22 protein-coding genes and 1 pseudogene are annotated in these 26,471 nt (G+C 56.4%); 4 read left to right on the top strand and 19 right to left on the bottom strand.

Translation table 11 applies throughout. The annotated features are described in order from the left end of the window. Positions 1 to 76 precede the first annotated feature (76 nt). The 12 genes and pseudogenes from HF650_RS04000 to HF650_RS25565 form a co-directional block, all read right to left on the bottom strand. Positions 77 to 310 (bottom strand): YgdI/YgdR family lipoprotein, encoded by a 234-nt coding sequence (locus HF650_RS04000; protein ID WP_187801278.1) that lies wholly within the window; start codon positions 308 to 310, stop codon positions 77 to 79. 236 nt (positions 311 to 546) lie between these two features. Beyond that, complete coding sequence (gene carB / locus HF650_RS03995) at positions 547 to 3,771, bottom strand: carbamoyl-phosphate synthase large subunit (RefSeq protein ID WP_187801277.1); 3,225 nt, start codon at positions 3,769 to 3,771, stop codon at positions 547 to 549. A 17-nt stretch (positions 3,772 to 3,788) separates the two neighbouring features. After that, positions 3,789 to 4,937 carry a glutamine-hydrolyzing carbamoyl-phosphate synthase small subunit gene (gene carA / locus HF650_RS03990; RefSeq protein WP_187801276.1) on the bottom strand — a complete coding sequence of 383 codons (1,149 nt, stop codon included), beginning with the start codon at positions 4,935 to 4,937 and terminating at the stop codon, positions 3,789 to 3,791. Between the two features lie 455 nt (positions 4,938 to 5,392). After that, a complete protein-coding gene (gene dapB / locus HF650_RS03985) occupies positions 5,393 to 6,214 on the bottom strand; it encodes a 4-hydroxy-tetrahydrodipicolinate reductase (RefSeq protein WP_187801275.1) in 822 nt (273 codons plus the stop codon). Positions 6,215 to 6,357: 143 nt separating this feature from the next. Further along, the gene (locus HF650_RS03980; RefSeq protein ID WP_187802599.1) at positions 6,358 to 6,987 is read right to left on the bottom strand and encodes an alanyl-tRNA editing protein; all 630 of its coding nucleotides are present in this window, start codon (positions 6,985 to 6,987) and stop codon (positions 6,358 to 6,360) included. Positions 6,988 to 7,021: 34 nt separating this feature from the next. Further along, the gene (gene rihC, locus HF650_RS03975) at positions 7,022 to 7,936 is read right to left on the bottom strand and encodes a ribonucleoside hydrolase RihC (protein WP_187801274.1); all 915 of its coding nucleotides are present in this window, start codon (positions 7,934 to 7,936) and stop codon (positions 7,022 to 7,024) included. Positions 7,937 to 8,009: 73 nt separating this feature from the next. After that, positions 8,010 to 8,960 carry a 4-hydroxy-3-methylbut-2-enyl diphosphate reductase gene (gene ispH, locus HF650_RS03970; RefSeq protein WP_187801273.1) on the bottom strand — a complete coding sequence of 317 codons (951 nt, stop codon included), beginning with the start codon at positions 8,958 to 8,960 and terminating at the stop codon, positions 8,010 to 8,012. Further along, positions 8,941 to 9,411, bottom strand: a complete 471-nt coding sequence (gene fkpB / locus HF650_RS03965) for an FKBP-type peptidyl-prolyl cis-trans isomerase (RefSeq protein ID WP_023480425.1) — start codon at positions 9,409 to 9,411, stop codon at positions 8,941 to 8,943. The genes ispH and fkpB overlap by 20 nt, the downstream gene beginning before the upstream one ends. 107 nt (positions 9,412 to 9,518) lie before the next feature. Next, positions 9,519 to 10,019: a signal peptidase II gene (gene lspA, locus HF650_RS03960; protein WP_187801272.1), complete on the bottom strand. Its 501-nt coding sequence runs from the start codon at positions 10,017 to 10,019 to the stop codon at positions 9,519 to 9,521. After that, positions 10,019 to 12,835, bottom strand: a complete 2,817-nt coding sequence (gene ileS, locus HF650_RS03955) for an isoleucine--tRNA ligase (RefSeq protein WP_187801271.1) — start codon at positions 12,833 to 12,835, stop codon at positions 10,019 to 10,021. The genes lspA and ileS overlap by 1 nt, the downstream gene beginning before the upstream one ends. A 45-nt stretch (positions 12,836 to 12,880) precedes the next feature. Further along, complete coding sequence (gene ribF / locus HF650_RS03950; protein WP_187801270.1) at positions 12,881 to 13,822, bottom strand: bifunctional riboflavin kinase/FAD synthetase; 942 nt, start codon at positions 13,820 to 13,822, stop codon at positions 12,881 to 12,883. A gap of 7 nt (positions 13,823 to 13,829) precedes the next feature. Beyond that, positions 13,830 to 14,059 (bottom strand): annotated as a pseudogene (locus HF650_RS25565) (DUF2575 domain-containing protein). An 89-nt stretch (positions 14,060 to 14,148) separates the two neighbouring features. Here HF650_RS25565 and rpsT point away from each other — a divergent pair. Then, entirely contained in the window at positions 14,149 to 14,412 is a 264-nt protein-coding gene (gene rpsT / locus HF650_RS03945) for a 30S ribosomal protein S20 (RefSeq protein ID WP_187801269.1), read from the top strand. A gap of 47 nt (positions 14,413 to 14,459) precedes the next feature. Here rpsT and nhaR read toward each other — a convergent pair whose 3' ends face one another. The 4 genes from nhaR to dnaK all read right to left on the bottom strand — a co-directional run bounded on the left by nhaR (position 14,460) and on the right by dnaK (position 19,862). Then, positions 14,460 to 15,359, bottom strand: coding sequence for a transcriptional activator NhaR (gene nhaR / locus HF650_RS03940; RefSeq protein ID WP_187801268.1), 900 nt, complete (start codon positions 15,357 to 15,359; stop codon positions 14,460 to 14,462). A 17-nt stretch (positions 15,360 to 15,376) separates the two neighbouring features. Then, positions 15,377 to 16,546 (bottom strand): Na+/H+ antiporter NhaA, encoded by a 1,170-nt coding sequence (gene nhaA / locus HF650_RS03935; RefSeq protein WP_187801267.1) that lies wholly within the window; start codon positions 16,544 to 16,546, stop codon positions 15,377 to 15,379. Positions 16,547 to 16,711: 165 nt separating this feature from the next. Next, positions 16,712 to 17,851 carry a molecular chaperone DnaJ gene (dnaJ, locus tag HF650_RS03930; RefSeq protein WP_187801266.1) on the bottom strand — a complete coding sequence of 380 codons (1,140 nt, stop codon included), beginning with the start codon at positions 17,849 to 17,851 and terminating at the stop codon, positions 16,712 to 16,714. 85 nt (positions 17,852 to 17,936) lie between these two features. Continuing rightward, the gene (gene dnaK / locus HF650_RS03925) at positions 17,937 to 19,862 is read right to left on the bottom strand and encodes a molecular chaperone DnaK (RefSeq protein ID WP_187801265.1); all 1,926 of its coding nucleotides are present in this window, start codon (positions 19,860 to 19,862) and stop codon (positions 17,937 to 17,939) included. 298 nt (positions 19,863 to 20,160) lie between these two features. Between dnaK and satP the strand changes: the two genes are divergently transcribed. Next, positions 20,161 to 20,727, top strand: a complete 567-nt coding sequence (satP, locus tag HF650_RS03920; RefSeq protein ID WP_187801264.1) for an acetate uptake transporter — start codon at positions 20,161 to 20,163, stop codon at positions 20,725 to 20,727. A 48-nt stretch (positions 20,728 to 20,775) separates the two neighbouring features. Here satP and HF650_RS03915 read toward each other — a convergent pair whose 3' ends face one another. From HF650_RS03915 to tal, 3 genes are all read right to left on the bottom strand, one after another. Beyond that, positions 20,776 to 22,083, bottom strand: coding sequence for an MFS transporter (locus HF650_RS03915; protein ID WP_187801263.1), 1,308 nt, complete (start codon positions 22,081 to 22,083; stop codon positions 20,776 to 20,778). A 123-nt stretch (positions 22,084 to 22,206) separates the two neighbouring features. Further along, the gene (mog, locus tag HF650_RS03910) at positions 22,207 to 22,794 is read right to left on the bottom strand and encodes a molybdopterin adenylyltransferase (RefSeq protein WP_128483670.1); all 588 of its coding nucleotides are present in this window, start codon (positions 22,792 to 22,794) and stop codon (positions 22,207 to 22,209) included. 106 nt (positions 22,795 to 22,900) lie between these two features. Continuing rightward, positions 22,901 to 23,854 (bottom strand): transaldolase, encoded by a 954-nt coding sequence (tal, locus tag HF650_RS03905; RefSeq protein WP_187801262.1) that lies wholly within the window; start codon positions 23,852 to 23,854, stop codon positions 22,901 to 22,903. Positions 23,855 to 24,153: 299 nt separating this feature from the next. Here tal and HF650_RS03900 point away from each other — a divergent pair, with 299 nt between their 5' ends. Further along, positions 24,154 to 25,590, top strand: a complete 1,437-nt coding sequence (locus HF650_RS03900; RefSeq protein WP_187801261.1) for a sodium:alanine symporter family protein — start codon at positions 24,154 to 24,156, stop codon at positions 25,588 to 25,590. 74 nt (positions 25,591 to 25,664) lie between these two features. Continuing rightward, positions 25,665 to 26,438 (top strand): peroxide stress protein YaaA, encoded by a 774-nt coding sequence (yaaA, locus tag HF650_RS03895; RefSeq protein ID WP_187801260.1) that lies wholly within the window; start codon positions 25,665 to 25,667, stop codon positions 26,436 to 26,438. Positions 26,439 to 26,471: the final 33 nt, after the last annotated feature.

Here is a 26,471-nt window from a genome sequence, read left to right as displayed (position 1 = left end):
CTAACAGTAGCAATCTGTAGGGGAATTGAGCGTGGTCGTGCGGCGGCGAGCGCCACCGCACCCTGAACGTGGTGGATTAGTTATCCAGCTCGCTCATACCTTTAACCTGGTCGCGGTTGATCTGCTGCGTTTTACCGGTTTCTGCATTTTTAATGGAGACCATACCGGTGTCGTTATCTACCTGCGGCTTGCCGTCAGTGACGATGGTTTTGCCATCGGTGGTTTCTACAGCCTGGTTGGAGGAGCAACCGGCAACGGTGAACAGCGCAGCGGCAGTCATGACGGATGTGAGCAGAAGTTTAGTTTTCATGGTTCTCTCCCTGTTTTGCAGTGAATTTTAGGCTTCTTGCGAGTAAGTGTAGGGTAACTTGCTGAGGTATGAGGAAAATACAGAGGACTCTGAAGGTGGGTTAATGCGGCCAGGATCGCGTAGGCCTGATAAGCGAAGCGCCATCAGGCATTATTGCCGGATGGCGGCTACGCCTTATCCGGCCTACAAAATAGTACAAATACAAAAAACTCGGGCCGGTAAACCGGCCCGCTCTGTTACTTGCTGATCTGCGCGTGCATCTCCTGCACGGATGTCACCTTCTCGGTGGCGTCGGCATTCAGCGCCATCGCGGTGGCGAAGCCGCCGTTCAGGGTGGTGTCGTAATGCACCTTGTACTGCAGCGCGCTGCGGCGAATCAGTTTTGAATCCTCAATCGCCTGGCGGCCTGCGGTGGTGTTGATGATGTAGGTATATTCGCCATTCTTGATACGATCCTGAATGTGCGGACGCCCTTCATGCACCTTATTCACCAGACGCGGGTTAATGCCTGCTTCACCGAGCACAATCGCCGTGCCGTGGGTAGCATCCAGCTCAAAGCCCTGTTTCAGCAGCTTGGCGGCGAGATCAACCACGCGCTCTTTATCCCCTTCACGCACCGACAGCAGCGCGCGGCCACGCTTCTGCATGGTGGAGTTGCTGCCGAGCTGCGCTTTAGCAAACGCTTCAGCAAAGGTGCGACCAACGCCCATCACTTCCCCGGTCGAGCGCATTTCCGGCCCTAACAGCGGGTCAACGCCCGGGAATTTGTTAAACGGCAGCACCACCTCTTTCACCGAGTAGTAGGGCGGGATGATTTCGCTGGTGTGGCCCTGCGCAGCCAGAGTCTGGCCGGTCATCACGCGCGCCGCCACTTTCGCCAGCGGAACGCCCGTCGCTTTCGAGACAAACGGCACGGTACGCGCCGCGCGCGGGTTCACCTCAATCAGGTAGACGTCGTTATCTTTCACTGCGAATTGCACGTTCATCAGACCGCGCACCTGCAGCTCGAAGGCCAGTTTCTGTACCTGCTGGCGCATCACATCCTGAATCTCCTGGCTGAGCGTATAGGCTGGCAGTGAACAGGCGGAGTCACCGGAGTGAACACCTGCCTGCTCAATATGCTCCATAATGCCGCCAATCAGCACGCTTTCGCCGTCGCAAATCGCGTCCACGTCCACTTCTACCGCGTCATCGAGGAACTTATCCAGCAGAACCGGCGCATCGTTCGAGACGCTGACTGCGGTCATAAAGTAGCGACGCAGGTCGGCTTCGTCGTAGACAATCTCCATCGCGCGGCCGCCCAGTACATAGGAGGGACGCACCACCAGCGGGTAGGTGATCTCTTTCGCTTTCTCAACCGCCTGCTCCAGCGCCGTGACCGTGGCGTTAGCCGGTTGCAGCAGCTTCAGGCGCTCTACTGCCTGCTGGAAACGCTCGCGGTCTTCCGCGCGGTCAATCGCGTCCGGGCTAGTGCCGATAACCGGTACGCCCGCCGCTTCCAGCTCGCGCGCCAGTTTCAGCGGTGTCTGGCCGCCGTACTGCACGATCACGCCCTTCGGCTTCTCGATACGCACGATTTCCAGCACATCTTCCAGCGTGACCGGCTCGAAGTAGAGGCGGTCGGAGGTGTCGTAATCGGTGGAGACGGTCTCCGGGTTACAGTTGACCATAATGGTCTCGTAACCATCTTCGCGCAGCGCCAGCGAGGCGTGGACGCAGCAGTAGTCGAACTCGATACCCTGGCCGATACGGTTTGGACCACCGCCGAGCACCATGATTTTTTCGCGATCCTGATTGGGGTTCGCTTCGCACTCCTCTTCATAAGTGGAGTACATATAGGCGGTGTCGGTAGCGAACTCCGCGGCGCAGGTATCAACGCGTTTGTAAACCGGGTGCAGGTTGTACTGGTCGCGCAGCTTGCGGATCTCCGCTTCGCGCACGCCAACCAGCGTCGCCAGGCGCGCATCGGCGAAGCCTTTGCGTTTCAGCTGGCGCAGGAAGTCAGCGTTCAGGCCGTTAATGCCCTGCGCGGCGACCTGCTCTTCCAGACGCACCAGCTCCTCAATCTGCACCAGGAACCAGCGGTCGATATTGGTCAGGTTGAAGACGCCATCGACGGAAAGGCCGGCGCGAAAAGCGTCAGCGATATACCAGATACGATCCGCACCCGCATCTTTCAGCTCGCGGCGAATTTTGGTCAGCGCTTCCGGGTCATCAAGACTCACTTTCGGGTCGAAGCCAGTGGCACCGACTTCGAGGCCGCGCAGCGCTTTTTGCAGCGACTCCTGCTGGGTGCGGCCAATCGCCATCACTTCACCAACAGATTTCATCTGCGTGGTCAGGCGGTCATTAGCGCCGACAAATTTCTCGAAGTTGAAGCGCGGAATTTTGGTCACGACATAGTCGATAGAGGGCTCGAACGACGCCGGGGTACGCCCGCCGGTGATATCGTTCATCAGCTCATCCAGCGTGTAGCCTACCGCCAGCTTTGCCGCCACTTTCGCAATCGGGAAGCCGGTCGCTTTCGAGGCCAGCGCCGAGGAGCGGGAAACGCGCGGGTTCATTTCGATAACAATCAGACGACCGTTTTTCGGGTTCACCGCGAACTGCACGTTGGAGCCGCCGGTCTCCACACCGATTTCACGCAGTACCGCCATCGAGGCGTTACGCATGATTTGGTACTCTTTGTCGGTCAGGGTCTGCGCCGGGGCCACGGTGATGGAGTCACCGGTATGGATACCCATCGCGTCGAAGTTTTCAATTGAGCAGACGATGATGCAGTTATCGTTCTTATCGCGCACCACCTCCATCTCATACTCTTTCCAGCCAATCAGCGACTCATCAATCAGCAGCTCTTTGGTCGGAGAGAGATCGAGGCCGCGGGCGCAAATCTCTTCAAACTCTTCGCGGTTATAGGCGATGCCGCCGCCGGTGCCGCCCATGGTAAAGGAGGGACGGATAATGCACGGGTAGCCGACATCGGCCGCTACGGCCAGCGCTTCATCCATGGTGTGCGCAATGCCGGAACGTGCGGTATCAAGACCGATTTTCTTCATCGCGATATCGAAACGGCGGCGATCTTCCGCTTTATCAATCGCATCTGCGGTAGCACCAATCATCGTCACGCCGAACTCTTCCAGCACGCCCTGGCGCTCAAGCTCCAGCGCGCAGTTGAGCGCGGTCTGGCCGCCCATCGTCGGCAGCACCGCATCCGGGCGCTCTTTTTCGATGATTTTGCGCACCACTTCCCAGTGGATCGGCTCGATATAGGTGGCGTCCGCCATTTCCGGGTCGGTCATGATGGTTGCCGGGTTGGAGTTCACCAGGATAACGCGGTAACCCTCTTCGCGCAGTGCTTTACACGCCTGCGCGCCGGAGTAGTCGAATTCACACGCCTGGCCGATAACAATCGGGCCAGCGCCAAGGATCAGGATGCTTTTTAGGTCTGTACGTTTTGGCATGGCTCTTTTTCTCCTGATTATTTGGCGGTATGACGATACTGCTCAATCAATTCAATAAAGTGGTCAAACAGCGGCGCGGCGTCGTGCGAGCCAGGACTGGCTTCCGGGTGGCCCTGGAAGCTGAAGGCCGGCTTATCAGTGCGGTGAATGCCCTGCAGCGTACCGTCGAACAGCGATTTGTGCGTCACGCGCAGGGTGGCAGGCATCGACGCCTCATCAACAGCAAAACCGTGGTTTTGCGCGGTGATCATCACCGTATTGTTGTCGATATCTTTTACCGGGTGGTTGCCGCCGTGGTGACCAAACTTCATCTTCACGGTTTTCGCCCCGCTTGCCAGCGCCAGCAACTGATGGCCGAGGCAGATGCCGAACACCGGAATGTCGGTCTCGAGGAAGGCTTTAATTGCGTCGATGGCGTAGTCGCACGGTGCCGGGTCGCCGGGGCCGTTAGAGAGGAAGATGCCGTCCGGATTCATTTTCAGCACCTCTGCGGCCGGGGTTTGTGCCGGAACTACCGTCAGGCGGCAGCCGCGATCCACCAGCATACGCAGGATGTTGCGTTTCGCGCCGTAATCATAGGCCACTACGTGGTAAGGCAGTTCGCTCTCTTGTTTCGCCTCCGGCAGCTCGCCCGCTAGCGTCCAGCTGCCTTGCGTCCAGCTGTAGCTCTCCTGAGTCGTCACCTCTTTCGCCAGATCCATTCCGTTCAGCCCCGGGAAGGCTTTCGCTTTCTCCAGTGCCACGGTCTCGTCGAGATTTTCGCCCGTGATGATGCAGCCGTTCTGCGCACCTTTTTCGCGCAGCAGGCGGGTCAGCTTGCGGGTATCGATATCGGCAATCGCCACGATGTTATGGCGTTTCAGGTAGGAGGAGAGATCTTCAGTGCTGCGGTAGTTGCTGGCAATCAGCGGCAGGTCGCGAATGACCAGACCCTGCGCATGCACCTGAGAGGACTCTTCGTCAGCGGCGTTAGTGCCGACATTGCCGATATGAGGATAAGTAAGAGTGACGATTTGGCGAGAATAGGAAGGATCAGTGAGGATTTCTTGATAACCGGTCATTGAAGTATTGAAAACGACTTCCCCAACCGCCGTGCCCGTTGCCCCTATGGCCCGACCGTAAAACTGGGTTCCGTCTTCCAGAACCAATAGCGCTGACTTAATCAAAACACCCTCCAGAGAATATTCACTCACTTTATTTGCATATTAATTCATATCAGGATGATGAATCAATGCAAATTTGCTGGCCGTGGATTTTTGGCAAACGGCGGCATTCTGGAGAGATGTCGGGTAAAAGTCAACTTATGACGCCTATTTTTCTTTCTCTTTTACGCCACTGCCCGGCTTTACAGGGTTTAAGAGATAAAAAAAGAAGATAAGCAGAGCGGGGAAAACGCTTGCGCGGTAAGAAAATTGTATCCGAAGAGTGACGAAGGCATAAAACCAGACCAGATGGTCAAAATTTACATTTTATAAACAAAAAACAGTAATAAAACACCTAAATTCTTAGCATTGAGGCAAGAAGTAGCTCATAAATGGCAAAATAAAAGGGCAATAAATTATTGCCCTTTGCAATCAAGCAATTATGACTGCAACAACCACATCACGAAGGGTAAAAATGCTTACAAAGTGTTGAGATCGAGGACATCACGCATATCAAAAAGACCCTTTTCTTTGCTTTTAAGCCATGAAGCGGAGCGTACCGCGCCATTAGCGAAGGTCATGCGGCTTGACGCTTTATGCGTAATCTCAACACGTTCGCCCATATCGGCGAATATCGCCGTATGTTCGCCGACGATATCCCCGGCGCGTACGGTAGCAAAGCCAATGGTCCCAGGGACACGCTCGCCGGTATGGCCTTCACGCGAATAAACTGCACACTCTTTTAACTCTTTATTCAGTGAGCCGGCGATTGCTTCACCCATTGCCAGCGCCGTACCTGACGGGGCATCCACTTTATAACGGTGGTGCGCTTCGATAATTTCAATGTCGGTGTAGTCGCCCATCACCTTTGCTGCTTTCTCCAGCAGCTTAAGCATAACGTTCACGCCGACGCTAAAGTTGGCGGCAAAGACGACGGCAATATCCTGCGCCGCATCGCTGATGGCCTGCTTGCCCGCGTCGTCAAAGCCGGTAGTCCCGATGACCATGGCTTTATGGTGCTGACGGCAAAAGGCGAGATGGTGAAGCGTCCCTTCCGGGCGGGTGAAATCGATAAAGACATCGAAATCCTCTTTTACCGCCTCAAGGCTACTCTGCACCGTGACACCGCTTTTACCCCCGCCAGCCAGTTCGCCCGCATCGCTTCCCAGCAGAGATGAACCTTCCCGCTCCAGCGCCGCGCCGAGGGCGACGCCCTTCGTGGCCAGTGCCGCCTGAATCAACTGTCGGCCCATTCGACCGCCAGCGCCCGCGATGGCTACGCGGATTGCTGCATCTTGCATAGTTGTACTCTTTTGTTAATTAAATGCGTAAAAATCGTTTCCAGATTAACCAGCCCATCTCCAGGCCACCAGCCGAAAACGCCGATAATTAGAAATTAATGATATACACCTGCAAATATCAGTAAAAGGCATGACGTGAGGCGCTACGCCACCGTGTAGTTAACGATCAGCTGCCCCTTTTTCACTTTGATGTTGCTAATCACCACCTCTCCAAGTTCTCCCAGAGCGCGCACGTGAGTTCCCCCACAGCCATAGGCCGAAAGCTCGCCAAAACGCACCATTCTGCGCCCGGCTTCAAATGTAATGACCCGCGCCAGCGAAGCGGATTGCCACCGACTAATGGCATCGGTGAAGATGGCAATTTCAGGCTCTGCGGCCTCCTCTCCCGGTGCAAATGTGATACGCCCCTCTCCCGGCCAGTGATGCGCCTTGACCGGTTGCCAGCCCGCGGCTTCACCCGCATAACCAATCAGATGCCCGGCGGAGTGCAGCTGGCTATGCAATTCGCGAGTGTCAGCATCAATTTTCAGTTCTACCTCGCCCAGAGGCAGCGGCTGTGCCAGCAGATGGATCACCTCTTCATCTTGCTGCTTCACGCCTTCGACCGCGACGCCGTTGATCCAGCCTTTATCGGCTGGCTGACCTCCACCCTGCGGGTGAAACAGGGTGCGATCGAGCAAGATGCCATAGCGCCCATCGGCCTGCTCTGTGCAGCGCAGCACGCGGGCGGTACCTTCCAGCGCATCGCTGGTGTAGTAGAGTCGTTCAGTCATCACGTCTTCTCTTTTATCATCGCGTTAATGAATTTTAAGGCGCCAGCGTCAGCACATCGGCGAACCATGCGCGAAAGCCTTCGATATCAATATCCAGCGCCACGTGTGCATTGGCGGGCAGCCCAAGCTTGCCGTCAATATCAACTACCGTCGCACCGGTGGTAAACTGCCCCTGCGTCTCAACCGCCACAAAGCAGGGTTTGAGGGTAAAGAGTTTCGGGCGGGCCAGGTAAGCGATAGCGCAAAGGTCATGCATGCGCTGCCCCGTCGCCATGCTGCCACTACGGTAGTGGCTGAACAGCGCATGCAACATTTTGCCGGTGCGGTTAAGCGTGGGAAGCGTTGCCAGAAAATCAGGTGCAAGCGTCGCGCGGTTGGTGACATCAAGACCACACATGACGATCTCAAGCCCGCTTGCAAAAACACGCGCTGCGGCATCGGGATCGACGGCGATATTAAATTCGGCGCTTGGCGTAAAGTTTCCACGCCCGGCGGATCCGCCCATCATCACCAGCCGGCGGATGTTGAACTGGCATTCTGGATAGTGGGTAAGCAGCAGAGCGATGTTGGTCAGCGGGCCGATGGTGACCAGCGTGATGGGCTCAGGCGAGGCCAACAGCGTGTCGCGGATCGCCTGGAAGGCCGGGATCGCCAGCGGCTGGCGCGCATGTTCAATAAAATCATAGCCACCCAGTCCCGATTCACCATGCACATCGGCGGCGTTATAGAGCGTGCGCAACAGAGGCGTGGCGGCTCCCTGCGCCAGCGGAATATCCGCATTCCAGAAATGAAGCAGTTGCAGTGCATTGCGGGTGGTTTTCTCCAGCGAAACATTGCCCGCGACGGTAGTGATCAGTTTCAGATCGCACTCAGGCGCGAACAGCGCGGCGGCAATCGCCACGGCATCGTCAATGCCGGGATCGGTGTCGAGAATGATTGGTAAACCCATAGCCCCTCCACGAAAAATGGCCAAAAAAATGCCAGACTCAGTCTGGCATCTTCGCATAAGCATCGGGAAAAGGTTACTCGACTTCGCGAACCTCGACGCGCAGCTCTTTTGGTACCTCAAAGACAATATTTTCTTCGCGCCCAGCAAGCGGGATGGCTTCGCCACCGCCCAACTCCTGCAGACGGGCAATCACGTTCTGCACCAGAATATCCGGTGCGGACGCGCCTGCCGTGACGCCAACGCAGGCAATACCCTGCACCCAGCTCTGCTGGATATCAGAAGCATCATCAATCAGGTAGGCCGCTTTGCCCATCCGCTGCGCCAGCTCGGCGAGCCGGTTGGAGTTCGAAGAGTTTTTGGAGCCCACCACCAGCACAACTTCCGCCTGTTCAGCCAGCGCACGCACCGCTTCCTGACGGTTGGTGGTCGCATAGCAGATATCATCTTTACGCGGCCCGACAATCTGCGGGAAACGCACGCGCAGGGCGTCAATGACGTCAGAGGTATCATCGACGGAGAGCGTGGTCTGGGTCATGAATGAGAGTTTACCCGGGTCTTTGATCGCAAGCGTCGCCACATCGTCCGGCGACTCGACCAGGTACATCCCCCCTTTCGGGTTGCTGTATTGGCCCATGGTGCCTTCCACTTCCGGGTGACCGGCGTGACCAATCAGGATCGCCTCTTCGCCACGACGGCTGGCGCGCGCCACTTCCATATGCACTTTCGTGACCAGCGGGCAGGTGGCGTCGAAAACCGTTAAATCACGGCTTTTTGCTTCGTTGCGCACCGCTTGCGAAACGCCGTGCGCTGAGAAGATCAGGATCGCGCCGTCCGGCACTTCGCTTATCTGCTCAATAAAGATGGCGCCGCGCTCGCGCAGGCTGTCAACCACGTAGCGGTTATGCACCACTTCGTGACGCACGTAAATCGGCGCGCCGTAGATGGCCAGCGCGTTTTCAACAATGCTGATAGCGCGGTCAACGCCAGCGCAAAAACCGCGCGGGTTAGCCAACAGGATCTGCATTTGTCTCCTCCAGTGCCGGATCGACTTCCAGCACATCGATATCAAAGTGGACGGTTCTGCCGGCCAGGGGATGGTTGAAATCGACGGTGATCGAATCACCGTTGATTTCACGGATCACGCCCGGCATTTCGCTGCCATCCATTGCGGTAAAGAGCATAATTGCGCCGATTTCCGGTTCGCCGGCGTCCATAAATTCACGGCGCGAGAAGTACTGGATCAGATCCGGGCTCGGCGTGCCGAAAGCGGCATCCGGCTCAAGGGAAAAGACCTTTTTCTCCCCGGCTTTCAGGCCAAGCAGATGCTGCTCCAGCCCTTCGGAAAGGGAACCGTCGCCAAGGCGAAACAGCGCCGGCTTACCGTTATTACGTGTAGATTCGGCAAGTGAACCATCTTCGAGCTTGAGCGTGAAGTGCACCAGCACTGCGCTGTCGCTCTGTACGGATTTAGACATGCAGGTTGCTCTTATGTGATAGCGAATGTAGAACCCGGGCGTATATTGCATGCCGGATGGCGCTACGCTTATCCGGCCTACAGACCGGGCCTACAACGCTTGATGGCTTACGCCTGTTTTCTCACTGCGGCGGAGGGTAAAAACCCTTCCAGCACGATCAGCGCCGCGCCGATACAGATTGCGGTATCAGCAAGGTTAAAGGTAGCAAAATGCCAGTCGCCCACATAAAAATCGATCATATCGACGACAAAGCCATGCCACAGACGGTCGAACAAGTTACCCAGCGCGCCGCCAATAATCAGCGCATAGGCGATGTTATTCAGCTTTTGCGACGCTTTGGCGCGGTACATCAGCACGGTCAGCACCACGCAGATACCGATAGCGATACCTGCGAAGAACCAGCGTTGCCAGCCGCCGCTGTCGGCGAGGAAGCTAAATGCCGCCCCATAATTACGCGCATAGTGCAGGTTTAGCGACGGGAACAGCGAGACCGTCTCCCCCAGAGCAAAGTTCTGGAGGATCAGGTATTTACTGCCCAGATCGATAATCAGCACCGCCACGACCAGCCATAGCCAGCGCAGCCCTGTTGAAAAGATCGGTTTACTCATCAGGCAAACTTACGTTTTTCGCCGTCACCGGCGACGTTGCTAACACAGCGTCCGCAAATTTCTGCGTGTTCCGCCACCTGACCGACATCATGGGTGTAATGCCAGCAACGCGGGCACTTCTCACCGTCGGCTTTACTCAGCGCTACTTTCAGCCCTTTGAGCAGTTCGCTCTGCTGCGCATCCGCAGAAGCGCTGGCATAATCCGCAACCTGCGCGCCTGAGGTCAACAGGACAAATCGCAATTCATCGCCCAGCGCCGTCAGTTTCGCCGCCAGCTCCGGCTCTGCGAACAGCGTCACCGTCGCTTCAAGTGAGCCGCCCACTTTCTTATCGGCACGCGCCTGTTCGATCACCTTGTTGACTTCGCCACGCACTTTCAGCAGCTCGGCCCAGTAGGCGTCATTCATCGCTTCGCTGTCCGCCAGGCCAAACAGGCCTTCGTACCACTCGCCGGTGAAGACATACTTCTCGCGATCGCCTGGCAGGTAGCCCCAGATCTCATCCGCGGTGAAGGACATGATCGGTGCCATCCAGCGCACCAGCGCTTCACAGATGTAATAGAGCGCAGTCTGGCAGCTGCGGCGCGCACGGCTCTCCGCTTTCGCGGTGTACTGGCGGTCTTTGATGATGTCGAGGTAGAAGGAGCCCATCTCCACGGAGCAGAAACGCATCAGGCGCTGTACAACTTCATGGAAGTCATAGGATTCGTAGGCTTTGAGGATATCTTCCTGCGCCGCTTTCGCACAGCCAACGGCCCAGCGATCCAGCACCACCATCTCTTCCGGTTTCACCATATCTTTCGCCGGATCGAAACCGTTGAGGTTCGCCAGCAGGAAGCGCGCGGTGTTACGGATACGGCGATAGCTGTCGGCGGCACGTTTCAGGATCTCGTCGGAAACGGCCATTTCACCGGTGTAGTCGGTTGATGCCACCCACAGACGCAGAATATCCGCGCCGAGTTTGTTCATCACATCCTGCGGCGAAACGGTGTTGCCGATCGATTTCGACATCTTGCGGCCCTGGCCATCGACGGTAAAGCCGTGGGTCAGCACCTGACGATAAGGCGCTTTGCCCTTCATCGCCGTGGAGATCATCAGGGAGGACATAAACCAGCCGCGATGCTGATCCGAGCCTTCCAGATACATATCTGCCGCGTGGCCTGCGAACTCCGGGCGAACATCGACCACGGAAGCATGGGTTGATCCGGAGTCAAACCAGACATCCAGCGTATCCGGCACTTTGACATAGCTGTCGGCATCATCGCCGAGGATGTCGCGTGGGTCGAGATCCCACCACGCCTGAATACCGTCAACTTCGACGCGTTTGGCCACCTCTTCCATCAGCTCCAGCGTACGCGGGTGCAGCTCTTCGCTATCTTTATGGACAAACAGCGACATCGGCACGCCCCAGGTGCGCTGACGGGAGATACACCAGTCAGGACGGTTAGCGACCATTGATTCGATACGCGCCTGGCCCCAGTCCGGGATCCACTGCACGCCTTTGATCTCCTGCAGCGACTGCGTGCGCAGCCCTTTTTGATCCATGCTGACGAACCACTGCGGCGTGGCGCGGAAGATGATCGGCGACTTGTGACGCCAGCAGCACGGATAGCTGTGCTGCATCTTCTCGACGTGCAGCAGCGCGCCTTTTTCGGTCAGCAGCGCCACGATGATGTCGTTCGCTTTGAAGACGTTAATGCCGTCAAGCGTCGGGTAGGTGCCCGGCAGATAGCGACCGTCCGGGCCAACCGGGTTGGCAATTTCCAGGCCGTACTTCTGGCTGATGGTGTAGTCGTCCGGGCCGTGACCGCCGGCGGTATGCACCGCGCCGGTACCCGCTTCCAGCGTAACGTGATCGCCAAGGATCGCCGGCACGTCGAAATCGAGGAACGGGTGTTTGAAGCGCATCAGCTCAAGCTCAGCGCCGTTGACCGTAGCCAGCACGCGATAATCGCTGATGCCGGTGCGTTTCATCACGCTCTCAACCAGATCTTTTGCCAGGATCACCGCCTGACCGTCAACCTGCACCAGCGCGTACTCAAACTCCGAAGAGAGGGAGATGGCGCGGTTAGCAGGGAGGGTCCACGGCGTGGTGGTCCAGATAACCAGCGAAACCGGGCCGTTAACAGAATCAACGCCGAATTTCGCTTTCACCGCCTGCTGATCGGCGGCCTGGAAAGCGACGTCGATAGAAGGTGACGTTTTGTCGTAATACTCAACTTCCGCTTCCGCCAGCGCGGAGCGACAGTCGACGCACCAGTGCACCGGTTTTGCCCCTTTCAGCAGGTGGCCGTTACCGATGATTTTGCCCAGTGCGCGGATGATATTGGCTTCGGTTTTGAAGTCCATGGTCAGGTAAGGATGCGACCAGTCGCCGAGCACGCCCAGACGGATAAAGTCTTTGCGCTGACCATCCACCTGCGTGGCGGCATATTCACGGCACTTGGCGCGGAACTCGGCGGCGGTGAACTTCTCGCCCGGCTTGCCGTACTCCTGCTCGACTTTCAGCTCGATCGGCAGACCGTGGCAATCCCAACCCGGAACGTAAGGCGAGTCATAACCTGCGAGTCCTTTGGACTTCACAATAATGTCTTTCAGAATCTTGTTAACCGAGTGACCAATATGAATGCTGCCATTCGCATATGGAGGGCCATCATGCAGAATGAAGGTTTTTTTGCCTTTTTTCGCCGCACGGATGATGCCGTAGAGGTCATCATCTGTCCAACGCGCCAGCATTCCCGGTTCGCGTTTGGCCAGATCGCCACGCATTGGGAACCCTGTTTCCGGCAAATTCAGGGTAGATTTATAGTCACTCATTAGATTCTCGGTTCCGTATTTCGGTTTGATTAATACCACCAGGCCTTAAGAAGCCGGTTTAGATAGCCCAAAAAACTCACGGGCCGCTACCTCATCTCGGGCGATTTGCGCCTTCAGTTCATCGAGGGAAGCAAAGCGCTGTTCATTACGTATTTTCTTACGCAGTACTACGTCTATATGGCGACCATAGAGGTCCATTGCAACATCCAGCAGGTGTACTTCCAGCTGCTGGCGAATACCTGCCACCGTCGGACGTGTGCCAATGTTGGCAACGCCTGGCAGCAGCGTGTCGCCGAGCCCCGCCACTTCAACCGCGTAGACCCCATTTACCGGGGAGACCTGGCGGCGCAGCGGCACGTTGGCCGTCGGAAAACCGATGGTGCGCCCCAGCGCATCACCGTGGACAACGCGCCCGGAGATGCTGAACGGGCGACCAAGCAGATTTTCGGCCAGCGCCAGGTCGTCGTTGGCCAGCGCCTGGCGAATCGCGGTGCTGCTCACCCGCACGCCGCCTTCACAGAAGGTTTGCGTACTGGTGACGTCAAAGCCATATTTCTCGCCAGCCTTCTGTAATAACAAGAAATCCCCCTGGCGACCAGCGCCAAAACGGAAATCGTCACCGACTGCGAGAAATTTCACGCCGAGGCGGTCGACCAGCAGGTCGCTGACAAAGGTTTGTGCGGTCAGCGCCGCAAAACGCCTGTCGAAGCGCAGGCAGAGGACATAGTCCACGCCGCACCCGGCCAGCCAGCGAAGCTTCTCGCGCAAGCGCGTCAGCCGCGCGGGAGATTTCTCCCCGGCGAACAGCTCCAGCGGCTGCGGTTCAAAAATCATCACCACAACAGGCAGGCCGCGCGCGCGCCCTTCTGCGCCCAGCCCCTGCAGCAGCGCCTGATGACCGCGATGTACGCCGTCGAAATTACCAATCGTCAGCACACACCCGTGCGGTGCATGACTGAGGTTATGTATGCCGCGTATCAGCTTCATGTCTGGCTCAAAACAGTGAAAATCGTCGGATTATACCTTGTACAGCGGGTAACGTTAACCGGCGATTGCCTTATCGCGCCAGAAAGGAGAGGCTTTTCATCGGGCTGCCGCTGGCTCTGGTGAGAATCTACCGTTATGCACGATTTTTCTGGTGGAAAAGCTGTATTCGCGACACGCAAGCTGTTAGAATCCTGCGCCATCACTACGTAACGAGCGTCGTTGCTTAACGGCGCTTATTTGCACAAATCCATTGACAAAAGAAGGCTAAAAGGGCATATTCCCCGGCCTTTGAATTGTCCATAAAGATCATATTTGGGAGTTGGACCTTGGCTAATATCAAATCAGCTAAGAAGCGCGCCGTTCAGTCTGAAAAGGCTCGCAAGCACAACGCTAGCCGTCGCTCAATGATGCGTACTTTCATCAAGAAAGTATACGCAGCAATTGAAGCTGGCGACAAAGCCGCTGCGCAGAATGCATTTAACGAAATGCAACCGATCGTGGATCGTCAGGCCGCTAAAGGTCTGATCCACAAAAACAAAGCAGCGCGTCATAAGGCTAACCTGACCGAGCGTATCAACAGCCTGGCTTAATCGCTTCGCTGTTCGCTTTGTAAAAAAACCCGCTTCGGCGGGTTTTTTCATTTCTGGTGGAGCGCGAAGAGCGCCGAGTAGTCGCGGTTGCAAATGCGCTGCACCGCCGGATGCTGGATCATACGCTCAGCAAAAATCGCGTGGTACTCCTCCTGCACATTGTCGAGCCTGCCGATCTCCACCATCCGCGCATCGGCATAGAAGTCGTCGCCATACGAGGTCGGCGCCACAAAGATGGCATTGTGCTTCGCGCCAAAGGCCTTCATCAGCGCGGCATCATCAAACTCGCCGAGGATCTCCACCTGCAGGTTCTGCACATGAAACCAGTTCATCAGCTTACGACCGAGCATTGAGCGGCGGCCGGGAATTAATAACCGACGCGTTTCAAGGCAGGCGGGAAACGGCAGCTCGGGCACCGGGCCGCTGCTCCAGAAGCTGACGCTGCACTCGCCAATCTTTATCGAAAAGAGCCCCTCCTGCTGCGCAGAGTCGATGGGGCAATCCGAGATAATCATATCGAGCTTATGCTGGCTTAGCTGCTCCAGCAGCAGCTCGTGCGTCGATTCGAAGCAGCGCAGGTGGATCGGCTCGCCCTCCTCTACGGCGGCATCAAGAATGCCGCTCACCAGCCGCTTTGAGAGCGCATCTGCCACACCGACATCAAACAGCAGGTTCGCCTCTTTGCGGTAGTTGATGATATCGAGCATCTCCTGGCTTAACGCGAACATCTTATCGGCATAGCGAAACACCAGTTGCCCCAGTTCGGTGGCCTCCAGCCCTCGCCCTTTGCGTTTAAAGAGCTTGCCCTGTAGCCGCTCCTCCAGCGATTTAATCTGCCCGGTAATCGTCTGTGGCGTTAAGTAAAGCGCCTCCGCCGCGCCAACGACGGAGCCCTCCCGGTAGACATGCCAGAAGTAGTACAGATGGTTGTAATTGATATATGACATGGCGCTCTACCTTCGCATTACTGCGCCGGGCGGATAATGCGTGTGCGCAGCAGGCAATAACCCGCCACGGCCGAGATAACCGAGCCGGTGAGAATACCCAGCTTGCTCCAGGCGATCATATCGGCATGGGCATCACCAAAGGCGAGCGACGAGATAAATATCGACATGGTAAAGCCGATGCCACACAGCACGCCGACCGCCATAATCTGTTTGAACACCGCGCCGTGCGGCAGCTTCGCCAGTTTCAAACGCAGCGCCAGCCAGCAGAAGAGCGAAATACCGAGCGGCTTACCAATCACCAGACCAGCAATAATTCCCAGCGGCAGCACATCCGCGAGGCCGGAGAGGGACATCCCGGTCATGGAAACCCCGGCGTTGGCAAAGGCAAACAGCGGCAGAATAAGCCATGCGACCCACGGGCTAATCGCATCGCTTAGCTGATGTAACGGCGAGACGCCATTCTCTTTCTTCAGCGGTATAAAGAAACCGACGATCACGCCTGCAAGGGTGGCATGCACCCCGGATTTCAGCACTGCGGTCCACAACACGACGCCCACTAACATATAGAGACCGATGCGGCGCACATTGAGCGCGTTCATGATGGCCAGCACGGCGATAGCGGTCGCAGCAACGCCCAGCGCCAGGGTCGAGAGATCGCTGGTGTAGAAGAGCGCGATGATCACAATCGCGCCGAGATCGTCAATGATCGCCAGCGCCATCAGAAACACTTTCAGTACCGGCGGGACGCGATTACCTAACAGCGCCAGCACGCCAAGGGCAAAAGCAATATCGGTCGCGGTAGGAATGGCCCAACCGTGGCTTGCCAACGGGTTATGACCATTAAATAGCAGGAAGATCAGCGCGGGAGCGACCATCCCACCCAGCGCGGCAATTACCGGGAATACCGCCTGCTGACGGCTGGCGAGCGTTCCCTCAACCAGCTCATACTTCACTTCCAGACCCACCATCAGGAAAAAGATCGCCATCAGCGCATCGTTAATCCACAACAGCATGTCTTTATTAATCTCAAGCGATCCTACTTTTAGCTGGACCGGAGTCTGTAAAAAGGAGCTGTAAAGCTCCTGGGTCGCGCCGAGGTTGGCGCAGAGCATGGCCAGCGCGGCGGCCATAATCAACACAATGCCACCAGAGGCATCGCTATTTAAAAAACGGTGCAAAAACTTCATCGGATTCTCCTACTCCCTGTAACGTCGTGGCGGCTATCTTACTCCTCGCTACTCTTCGTTAAAAACAGATTATTATTGCTCATCAACTCTCTTTTTCCGAGGTGTCGGGTCGGATAAAAAAAACCCGGCAGCGCCGGGTTGATGAAGAGAGAAGATGCGGGACGCTTAGCGCGTCAGATCGTCGAAGAATTTTTTCACGCCGTCGAAGAAGCTTTTGGAGCGCGGGCTGTTGTTTTCCCCCGTCGGGCCACCAAAGCTCTCCTGCAGATCTTGCAGCAGCTGTTTCTGCTTCTCGTTCAGGCCGACCGGCGTTTCAACAACCACGCGGCACAGCAGATCGCCCTGCGCGCCGCCGCGCACGGATTTCACGCCCTTCCCGCGCATGCGGAACAGCTTGCCGGTCTGGGTTTCGCTCGGCACTTTCAGCTTGACGCGACCATCCAGCGTCGGCACTTCGATTTCGCCACCCAGCGCCGCCATGGCAAAGTTGATCGGCACTTCGCAGTAGAGGTTGTTGCCTTCGCGTTCGAAGATCGGGTGCTGTTTCACCTGCACCTGAACGTAGAGATCGCCTGCTGGTGCGCCGTGCTCGCCCGCTTCGCCTTCACCGCTCAGACGAATACGATCGCCGGTATCCACCCCTGCCGGGATTTTCACAGAGAGGGTTTTGGATTTCTCAACGCGACCATGACCGTGACATTTGTTGCACGGATCTTTAATCAGCGTACCGCGGCCCTGACAGTGTGGACAGGTCTGCTGTACGGCAAAGAAGCCCTGGCGCATCTGTACCTGGCCGGAGCCGTGACAGGTCGGACAGGTTTGTGGCTGCGTACCCGCTTTTGCACCGCTGCCGTGGCAGATATCACACTCTTCCAGCGTCGGGATACGGATCTCTTTCGTTACGCCGCGTACCGCTTCTTCCAGCGTCAGTTCCATGGTGTAACGCAAATCTGAACCACGCGCCGCGCGTTGACGACCACGACCGCCGCCGAAGATGTCGCCAAAGACATCGCCAAAGATGTCGCTAAAGTCGGCACCGCCGCCAAAGCCGCCGCCGTATCCACCGCCGCCGCCGCCCTGCTCAAAGGCCGCATGACCGTACTGATCGTACGCCGCACGTTTCTGGGGATCGGTCAGGACCTTATAGGCTTCATTGATCTCTTTAAATTTGCTTTCGGCCTCTTTATCACCCTGGTTACGATCCGGGTGAAATTTCATGGCCAGGCGTCGGTACGCCTTTTTGATTTCAGACTCGTCGGCGGTTTTCGACACGCCGAGAATCTCGTAATAATCTTGCTTCGCCATCGGTTTATCTGCCCCTTAACATACGAGCACGGGCGTGGAGAAAACTCCGACGCCCGTGCTGGTTATCTACCCTGCATAAGGGCGATTACTTTTTGTCTTTAACTTCTTCGAACTCGGCGTCAACCACGTCGTCATCTTTCGCCGCGTTAGCGTTGTTCGCAGAAGCGTCGGCGCCGCCCGCCTGCTGCTGTGCATGCTGCTGCTGGGCAATTTCCATCAGCTTCTGGGAAACCTGTGCCAGCGCCTGCATTTTGGCATCGATGGCCGCTTTATCTTCGCCTTTCAGCGCAGTTTCCAGCTCGCTCAGTGCGGACTCGATTGCAGTTTTGTCTTCAGCCGGCAGTTGGTCGCCTGCTTCTTCAACCTGCTTACGGGTGCTATGCAGCAGATGATCGCCCTGGTTACGGGTCTGTACCAGCTCTTCGAACTTACGGTCAGACTCGGCGTTCGCTTCCGCGTCGCGCACCATTTTCTGGATTTCATCCTCGTTCAGACCAGAAGAAGCCTTGATGGTGATCTTCTGCTCACGGTTGGTATTCTTGTCTTTCGCAGAGACGTGCAGAATACCATCGGCGTCGATATCGAAGGTGACTTCGATCTGCGGCATGCCGCGCGGTGCCGGGTTGATACCGTCGAGGTTGAACTGGCCCAGCGACTTGTTATCAGAGGCACGTTTACGCTCACCCTGCAGCACGTGGATGGTTACCGCAGACTGGTTGTCTTCCGCAGTAGAGAACACCTGGCTGTGCTTGGTCGGGATGGTGGTGTTTTTGTTGATCAGCGCAGTCATCACGCCGCCCATGGTTTCGATACCCAGCGACAGCGGGGTAACGTCCAGCAGCAGAACGTCTTTAACTTCACCGGTCAGAACACCGCCCTGAACGGCAGCACCGATAGCCACTGCTTCATCCGGGTTTACGTCTTTACGCGGATCTTTGCCGAAGAACTCAGCTACTTTTTTCTGCACCATCGGCATACGGGTCTGGCCACCGACCAGGATCACGTCGTTGATGTCAGAAACGGACAGGCCCGCATCCTGCAGCGCAACTTTCAGCGGCTCGATAGAACGGCTTACCAGGTCTTCGACCAGGCTTTCCAGTTTCGCGCGAGTCACTTTGATGTTCATGTGTTTCGGACCGGTCGCGTCTGCAGTGATGTACGGCAGGTTCACGTCGGTCTGCTGTGCAGAAGAGAGCTCGATTTTCGCTTTCTCTGCCGCTTCTTTCAGGCGCTGCATTGCCAGCGGATCGTTGCGCAGATCGATACCCTGATCTTTCTTGAACTCTTCCACCAGGTAGTTGATCAGACGGCTGTCGAAGTCTTCACCACCGAGGTGGGTATCACCGTTGGTCGCCAGTACTTCAAAGGTTTTTTCGCCGTCAACATCGTCGATTTCGATGATGGAGATATCGAAGGTACCGCCGCCCAGGTCGTATACCGCGATAGTGCGGTTGCCGGTCTCTTTATCCAGACCGTAAGCCAGCGCAGCTGCTGTCGGTTCGTTGATAATACGTTTTACTTCCAGGCCCGCGATACGGCCGGCGTCTTTGGTCGCCTGACGCTGCGCATCGTTAAAGTAAGCCGGAACGGTGATAACTGCTTCAGTTACCGGTTCACCCAGGTAATCTTCCGCCGTTTTCTTCATTTTCTTCAGCACTTCTGCAGAGATCTGCGGCGGTGCCATTTTGTTGCCTTTCACATCAATCCAGGCGTCGCCGTTATCGGCAGCCATGATTTTGTAAGGCATGATAGATACGTCACGCTGGACTTCTTCATCCTGGAAGCGACGGCCAATCAGGCGCTTGATCGCAAACAGCGTGTTTTGCGGGTTCGTCACTGCCTGACGTTTAGCCGGCTGACCTACCAGAGTCTCGCCATCCTGTGTGTACGCAATAACGGAAGGCGTGGTGCGATCGCCTTCAGCGTTCTCAAGCACGCGTGCCGAAGCACCATCCATGATGGCTACACAAGAGTTGGTTGTCCCAAGGTCGATACCAATAATTTTACCCATCTAAACGTCTCCACTAAAAATTCGTCATCAGCTGGTTGTGAACCTGTAATAAGGGCAAACCTCACGGTTTCAACTGCCCTGTATTGATTTTTTTGCAAGCCCACAAAATGCGGTTGACTACAAGATGGGGTCGCCGCGCCGCGCATCAAGGGGGAGACAATAAAAAATTTTTTAATTTCCACCTGTTCAGATCATAGACAGGCCCGATAGCGCTATTTATGATGCCGCGCCCCGCTTGCAGAAAACGCCCGCGGGGTAATTATTTCCCCCCTTTATCAATTGATTCTTTTGAGGAATTATGGGCAACACTAAGTTGGCTAATCCGGCTCCGCTGGGCTTAATGGGCTTCGGCATGACCACTATTCTGCTTAACCTGCACAATATCGGTCTATTCCCGATGGATGTCATTATCCTGGCGATGGGCATTTTCTATGGTGGTATCGCACAAATTTTTGCCGGCCTGCTTGAGTATAAAAAAGGCAACACCTTCGGCTTAACGGCCTTTACCTCTTACGGTTCTTTCTGGTTGACGCTGGTGGCGATTCTGCTGTTCCCGAAAATGGGGCTGACAGAGGCGACCAACGGCCACTTCCTCGGCGTCTATTTAGCCATCTGGGGCATCTTCACCCTGTTTATGTTCTTCGGCACGCTGAAGAGCGCGCGCATGCTGCAGTTTGTCTTCCTGAGCCTGACGGTGCTGTTTGCGCTGCTGGCGGTGGGGCATCTGGCGGATAACGAAAACATCGTCCATATCGCAGGCTGGATTGGCCTCGTCTGCGGTGCCAGCGCCATCTACCTGGCGATGGGCGAAGTGCTGAACGAACAGTTTGGCCGCACCGTGCTGCCGATTGGTGAAAAACACTGATTCTTTCACGTGCCAGCAATAAAAAACGGAGCCAGAAGGCTCCGTTTTTTATAAGGATTCGAGCGGGGTATCGGCCACGCTATCGGCATGATGCAGATCCTGGCGCAGCCAGATGCCTAAACCTAACCCCATCAGGGAGAGCGCCAGCACATACCAGGCCGGCGCCATCGGCGAGACGCTCATCAGCATCGTCACCGCAATCGGCGTCAGCCCGCCAAAGATGGCATAGGAGACGTTGTAAGAGAAAGAGATGCCGGTAAAACGCACTTCCGCTGGAAAGGCGCGCACCATCACATAGGGCACAGCGCCCACTACACCGACGCATAACCCAACCAGGCCATAGAGCATAAAGAGTTGCTCCGGGTGGCTGCCAACGCGGTGATAGAAGAGCCAGCTGGAAGCAGCGAGCAGCAGGCTGCCGACAATAAAGGTGCGGCTGGCACCGAAGCGATCAACTAACAGGCCCGCCGCCAGGCAACCGAAACAGAGCATTACCGTAGCAATACTGTTGGCCTGTAAGGTTAGGGCGGGCGCAAAGCCATACTGCTTTTGCAGCCAGACCGGCGACATCAGAATCACCACCACAATACCGGCTGAGAGCAGCCAGGTCAGCAGCATCGAGACCACCACCGCTTTCTTATGCTTCAGCACCACCGCTTTTACCGGCAACTCCTGCGCCAGCGCTTTTCGCTGCTGCATCTCAAGGAAAATAGGGGTTTCACGCAGCCAGCGGCGTAAATACATTGCCACCAGCCCGAATGCGCCGCCCAGCAGGAAGGGCACACGCCAGCCGCCGTCGTGGATCGCCTGCTGCGTCATGCTGGTGTTGACCAGCGTGGCAACCACCGATCCCAGCAAAATGCCAACTGTTAACCCCGCCGTTAGCGTGCCACAGGCGATACCGATGCGGCGCGCCGGAACATGTTCAGCAACAAATACCCATGCACCCGGTACCTCGCCACCAATCGCGGCGCCCTGCAGCACGCGCATCAACAGCAGCAGCAGCGGCGCAACAATACCCATCGAGGCATAGGTCGGCAGCAGGCCAATCGCCAGCGTTGGCAGCGCCATCAGCAGGATGCTGAGGGTGAACATCTTCTTGCGCCCGACCAGATCGCCGAAGTGCGCCATCACAATACCGCCCAGCGGGCGCGCCAGATAACCGGCGGCGAAAATACCAAAGGTCTGCACCTGGCGCAGCCACTCGGGAATATCGGCCGGGAAGAAGAGCTCCCCGACCACGGCGGCGAAGAAGACGAAAATGATGAAGTCATAAAACTCCAGCGCCCCGCCGAGGGCGGCGAGGGTGAGGGTTTTATAATCCTGTTTATTCAGAGGGCGTGTGTAATGTGACATAGCGAACCGTTAATAGAGAGTGAACGATTATATTTTTACGAATTATGTAAACTAAAAATGACTATACCGTAAAAATATCAATACGCCACCGCCGGGATCGCATATGTCAGAAAAGCGCTGCTTTCAGGATAAAGTTTCGCGCCTTGCACTTTTAGGACGAAAAGCTGCTACGACCTGCGGATCCGTTTCCACATAGGGGCCATCAAGAAGCTGTACACAATAAGGTACACTGGCAAAAATCCCCGCTACTTTTACTTCACCGCTCTCGCTTTTCAGCCCTTCCAGGGTCTCTTTAATCGACTTCGGCTGGCCCGGCAGGTTGAGGATCAGCGCCTGTTTACGGATCACGCCCACCTGGCGGGAAAGAATGGCCGTCGGCACAAAATTGAGGCTAATCTGGCGCATCTGTTCGCCAAAGCCTGGCATCTCGCGATCGGCAACGGCCAATGTGGCATCGGGCGTGACATCACGTCGTGCCGGGCCGGTGCCGCCGGTGGTCAGCACCAGATGGCAGCTCATCTCATCCACCAGCTCACACAGGGTCTGCTCAATGATGGTCTGCTCGTCGGGGATCAGGCGCGTTTCGATATGAAATGGGGTGGTTAAGGCCGATGCCAGCCACGCTTCGAGCGCGGGTAAGCCTTTGTCCTCATAAACGCCGCTGGAGGCGCGATCGGAAATCGAAACTAAACCAATGCGTAGTGTGTCCATAATTATTCCGTTGCAAAAAAACGTTTACGGAATGATACACGCTGAGGAGAGAGGCAAACAGAGTAGAGAAAAGAAGCGTGACCGGGAGCCCGGCCACGCCTGATGATTACAGCAGATCGCCGATCATTTTTTCCAGTTTTTCCTGGTCAACGGCAAACTTGCGGATGCCGTCCGCCAGTTTATCAACCGCCATCGGATCCTGGTTGTGCTGCCACAGGAATTCCGCTTCGGTGATGCGCTCCGGACGCGCTTTCACTTCGCCGGTGTAAACCAGTTTGCGCTCCAGCGCGCCTTCGCTCTCTGAAAGCTCTTTCAGCAGCGTCGGGGCGATGGTCAGACGGTCGCAGCCAGCCAGCTCAATGATTTCGCCGGTGTTACGGAAGCTTGCGCCCATTACCACGGTTTCATAGCCGTGCTCTTTGTAGTACTGGTAGATTTCGCTCACCGAAACCACACCCGGATCTTCTGCCGGTGCGTACTCTTTCTTATCGGTGTTGGCTTTGTACCAGTCGAGAATACGGCCCACAAACGGGGAGATCAGGTAGACACCTGCTTCGGCACAGGCACGCGCCTGGGCGAAGGAGAAGAGCAGCGTCAGGTTACAGTTGATGCCCTCTTTTTCCAGCTGTTCTGCTGCGCGAATGCCCTGCCAAGTGGAGGCCAGCTTGATCAGGATACGATCGTTGCTGATGCCCGCATCGTTATACATTTTGATCAGGCGTTTAGCTTTGGCGATGGAGCCTTCGGTGTCGTAAGAAAGGCGCGCGTCAACTTCAGTAGAGATACGGCCTGGGATCAGTTTGAGGATTTCGAGACCGATGTTAACGGCCAGGCGGTCGGTCGCATCAACCACTTGCTGCGCACGATCGCTGCTCTGGCTGCGCGCCCAGGTTACAGCTTCGTCAATCAGTTTACGGTATTCCGGGATTTGGGCTGCCCCAAGGATCAGAGAAGGGTTGGTTGTTGCATCCTGCGGCTGGTAGAGCTTCATTGCCGCGATATCTCCGGTATCAGCCACGACTGTTGTGTACTGACGCAGGGAGGTCAATTTATCCGTCATGATAATATTTCTCTTTAAACGATACCCTGAATAAATCACGTCGAGACCGATGACGCCTTTATGGCTTGTCGGGCGCAAAGGCTGCCAGCGCACCTGAACGAGAAGTATGACGAGTATACTTGTTAGGGGGATGTAACCGGTCTGGCAAGATGATAACACGACGCCCTGTCAGCGCAACCGCAGACAATGCAGGTGGCATTGTATGATAAACTCCCTGATTAATTGCCTGCGAAGGGATAAGTCCGTTGTAAACGCGCCGTCGTAGGTTACCTCCCCCGGCATCGACAAGAGGGTCGTTAATGCCAGAATTCTTCTCTTTTATCAGTGAGATCCTGTGGGGATCGCTGATGGTATACCTGCTGGCAGCGGCGGGTATCTGGTTTGCATTTCGCAGCCTGTTTGTTCCCTTTCGTTTTTTCCGCGACTTTGGCAAAAGTCTGAAAAGCGGGCGCAGCGTACCGCCCGGTGCCCTCACCTCGTGGCAGGCGCTCTGCCTGAGCCTGGCGACGCGTTTAGGCAGCGGCAACCTGGCGGGTGTGGCGTTTGCCCTTACCGCCGGTGGGCCGGGCGCGATCTTCTGGATGTGGATCGCAGCACTTATCAGCATGGCGACCAGCTTCGCCGAGTGTGCATTGGCCCAGCTCTATAAAGAGCGCGACGCTAATAACCAACTGCGCGGCGGCCCGGCCTGGTATATGGCGCGCGGCCTCGGCATGCGCTGGATGGGCGTGCTCTTCTCCATTTTCCTGCTCCTCGCCTATGGGCTGGTGTTTAACACCATCCAATCCAGCGTGGTGACGCGCGCCGTTCACTTCGCCTGGCAGGTGCCGGGCACGCTGACCGGCCTGGTGCTGGCGGTGGGCTGCCTGCTGTTTATGCCCCGCGGCCTGATAGTGCTCTCCCGTCTGATGCAGTGGATGGTGCCGCTGATTGCGCTGGCCTGGATTGGGGTGAGTTTGAGCATCAGCCTTTGGCATGCCAGCCTGTTACCAGAGGTCTTCGAGACTATATTTAAAAGCGCCTTCGGCTGGCAAGAGGCGGCGACCGGCACCATGGCCTGGACGCTGAGCCAGGCGATGACCAGCGGGTTTCAGCGCAGCATGTCGACTAACGAAGCCGGAATGGGCTCCTCGCCGAACGCCGCCGCGATGGCAGCCTCCTCCCCGCCCCACCCCGTTGCGCAGGGCATTGTGCAGATGATTGGTGTGCTGACAGATACCTTTCTGGTCTGTACCGCCAGCGCGATGATGCTGCTGCTGGCAGGTAACGGGTCGGCAGAGAGCAGCCTTATCGGCATTCAGTTGATGCAGCAGGCGATGGTCTCTCTTGCAGGTGGCTGGAGCGCCGGGTTTATTGCGCTGGTTGTGCTGCTGTTCGCTTTTACCTCAATCCTTGCAAACTACCTCTATGCCGAGAACAACCTGATCTTTTTAGGCCGTAATAGCCGTGGCAACCTGCTGATATTGCGGGGCGTGGTGGTGTTGATGGTACTGTGCGGGTCGTTGATCAGCGTACCGCTGATTTGGCATATCGCCGATGTGGTAATAGCGCTGATGGCGATGATTAACCTGACGGCGATCCTGCTGCTGTCTCCGGTGGTTAAGGTGCTGGCGGGTGACTATCTGCGCCAGCGCAAACTCGGCGTCGAGCCGGTGTTTAACCCGCAGCGTTATCCGGAGATTCAGCGTCAGCTTGCGCCAGGCAGTTGGGATTCGCTTCCCCCTTCGTCTCGCTAATCGCAACTATCGATCAAGCCAGGCGATTTTTTTGTTAAAGTCAGCGGAAATTTCTCACACAGCAAGGAGTGAGCATGCTGATTTTGATTTCACCTGCCAAGACGCTCGATTACCAGAGCCCGCTGGCAACCGAGCGTTTCACCCAGCCAGCGCTGCTGGAGCACTCTCAACAGCTGATTAAGACCGCCCGCACGCTTTCCGCGCCGCAGATCAAAAAGCTAATGGGGATCAGCGACAAGCTCGCCGACCTCAACGCCACCCGTTTTCACGACTGGCAGCCCGACTTCACGCCGGAAAACGCACGTCAGGCACTGCTCGCCTTTAAAGGCGATGTTTATACCGGCCTGCAGGCTGAAACCTTTAGCGATGCGGATTTTGACTTCGCCCAGCAGCATCTGCGCATGTTATCTGGTCTCTATGGCGTGCTGCGTCCGCTCGATTTGATGCAGCCCTATCGTCTTGAGATGGGTATTCGTTTTGAGAATGAGAGAGGTAAAGATCTCTACCAGTTCTGGGGCGATATCATCACCGATACGTTGAATGAAGCGCTGACCGAACAGGGCGATGAGATTGTGGTTAACCTGGCATCCGATGAGTATTTCCGCACGGTGAAGCCGAAAAAGCTCAATGCGCGCATCATCAAACCAGTGTTCCTCGATGAGAAAAACGGCACGTTTAAGGTCATCAGCTTCTACGCCAAAAAAGCGCGCGGCCTGATGAGCCGCTACATCATTGAGCAGCGTCTGACGAAGCCGGAGCAGCTTACGGGCTTTGACCGCGAAGGGTACTTCTTTGATGAGACGGCCTCGACGCCAGACGAGCTGGTGTTTAAGCGCCACGAACAGTAAGCGGGAAAGCGTCCCCCACCGGTCAGTGGAGGA

The sequence above is a fragment of the Kosakonia sp. SMBL-WEM22 genome (assembly GCF_014490785.1).
Lineage (GTDB): Bacteria > Pseudomonadota > Gammaproteobacteria > Enterobacterales > Enterobacteriaceae > Kosakonia.
The sequence above is the reverse complement of the archived record's forward strand: the minus strand, read 5'-3'. Positions and strand labels throughout refer to the sequence as shown.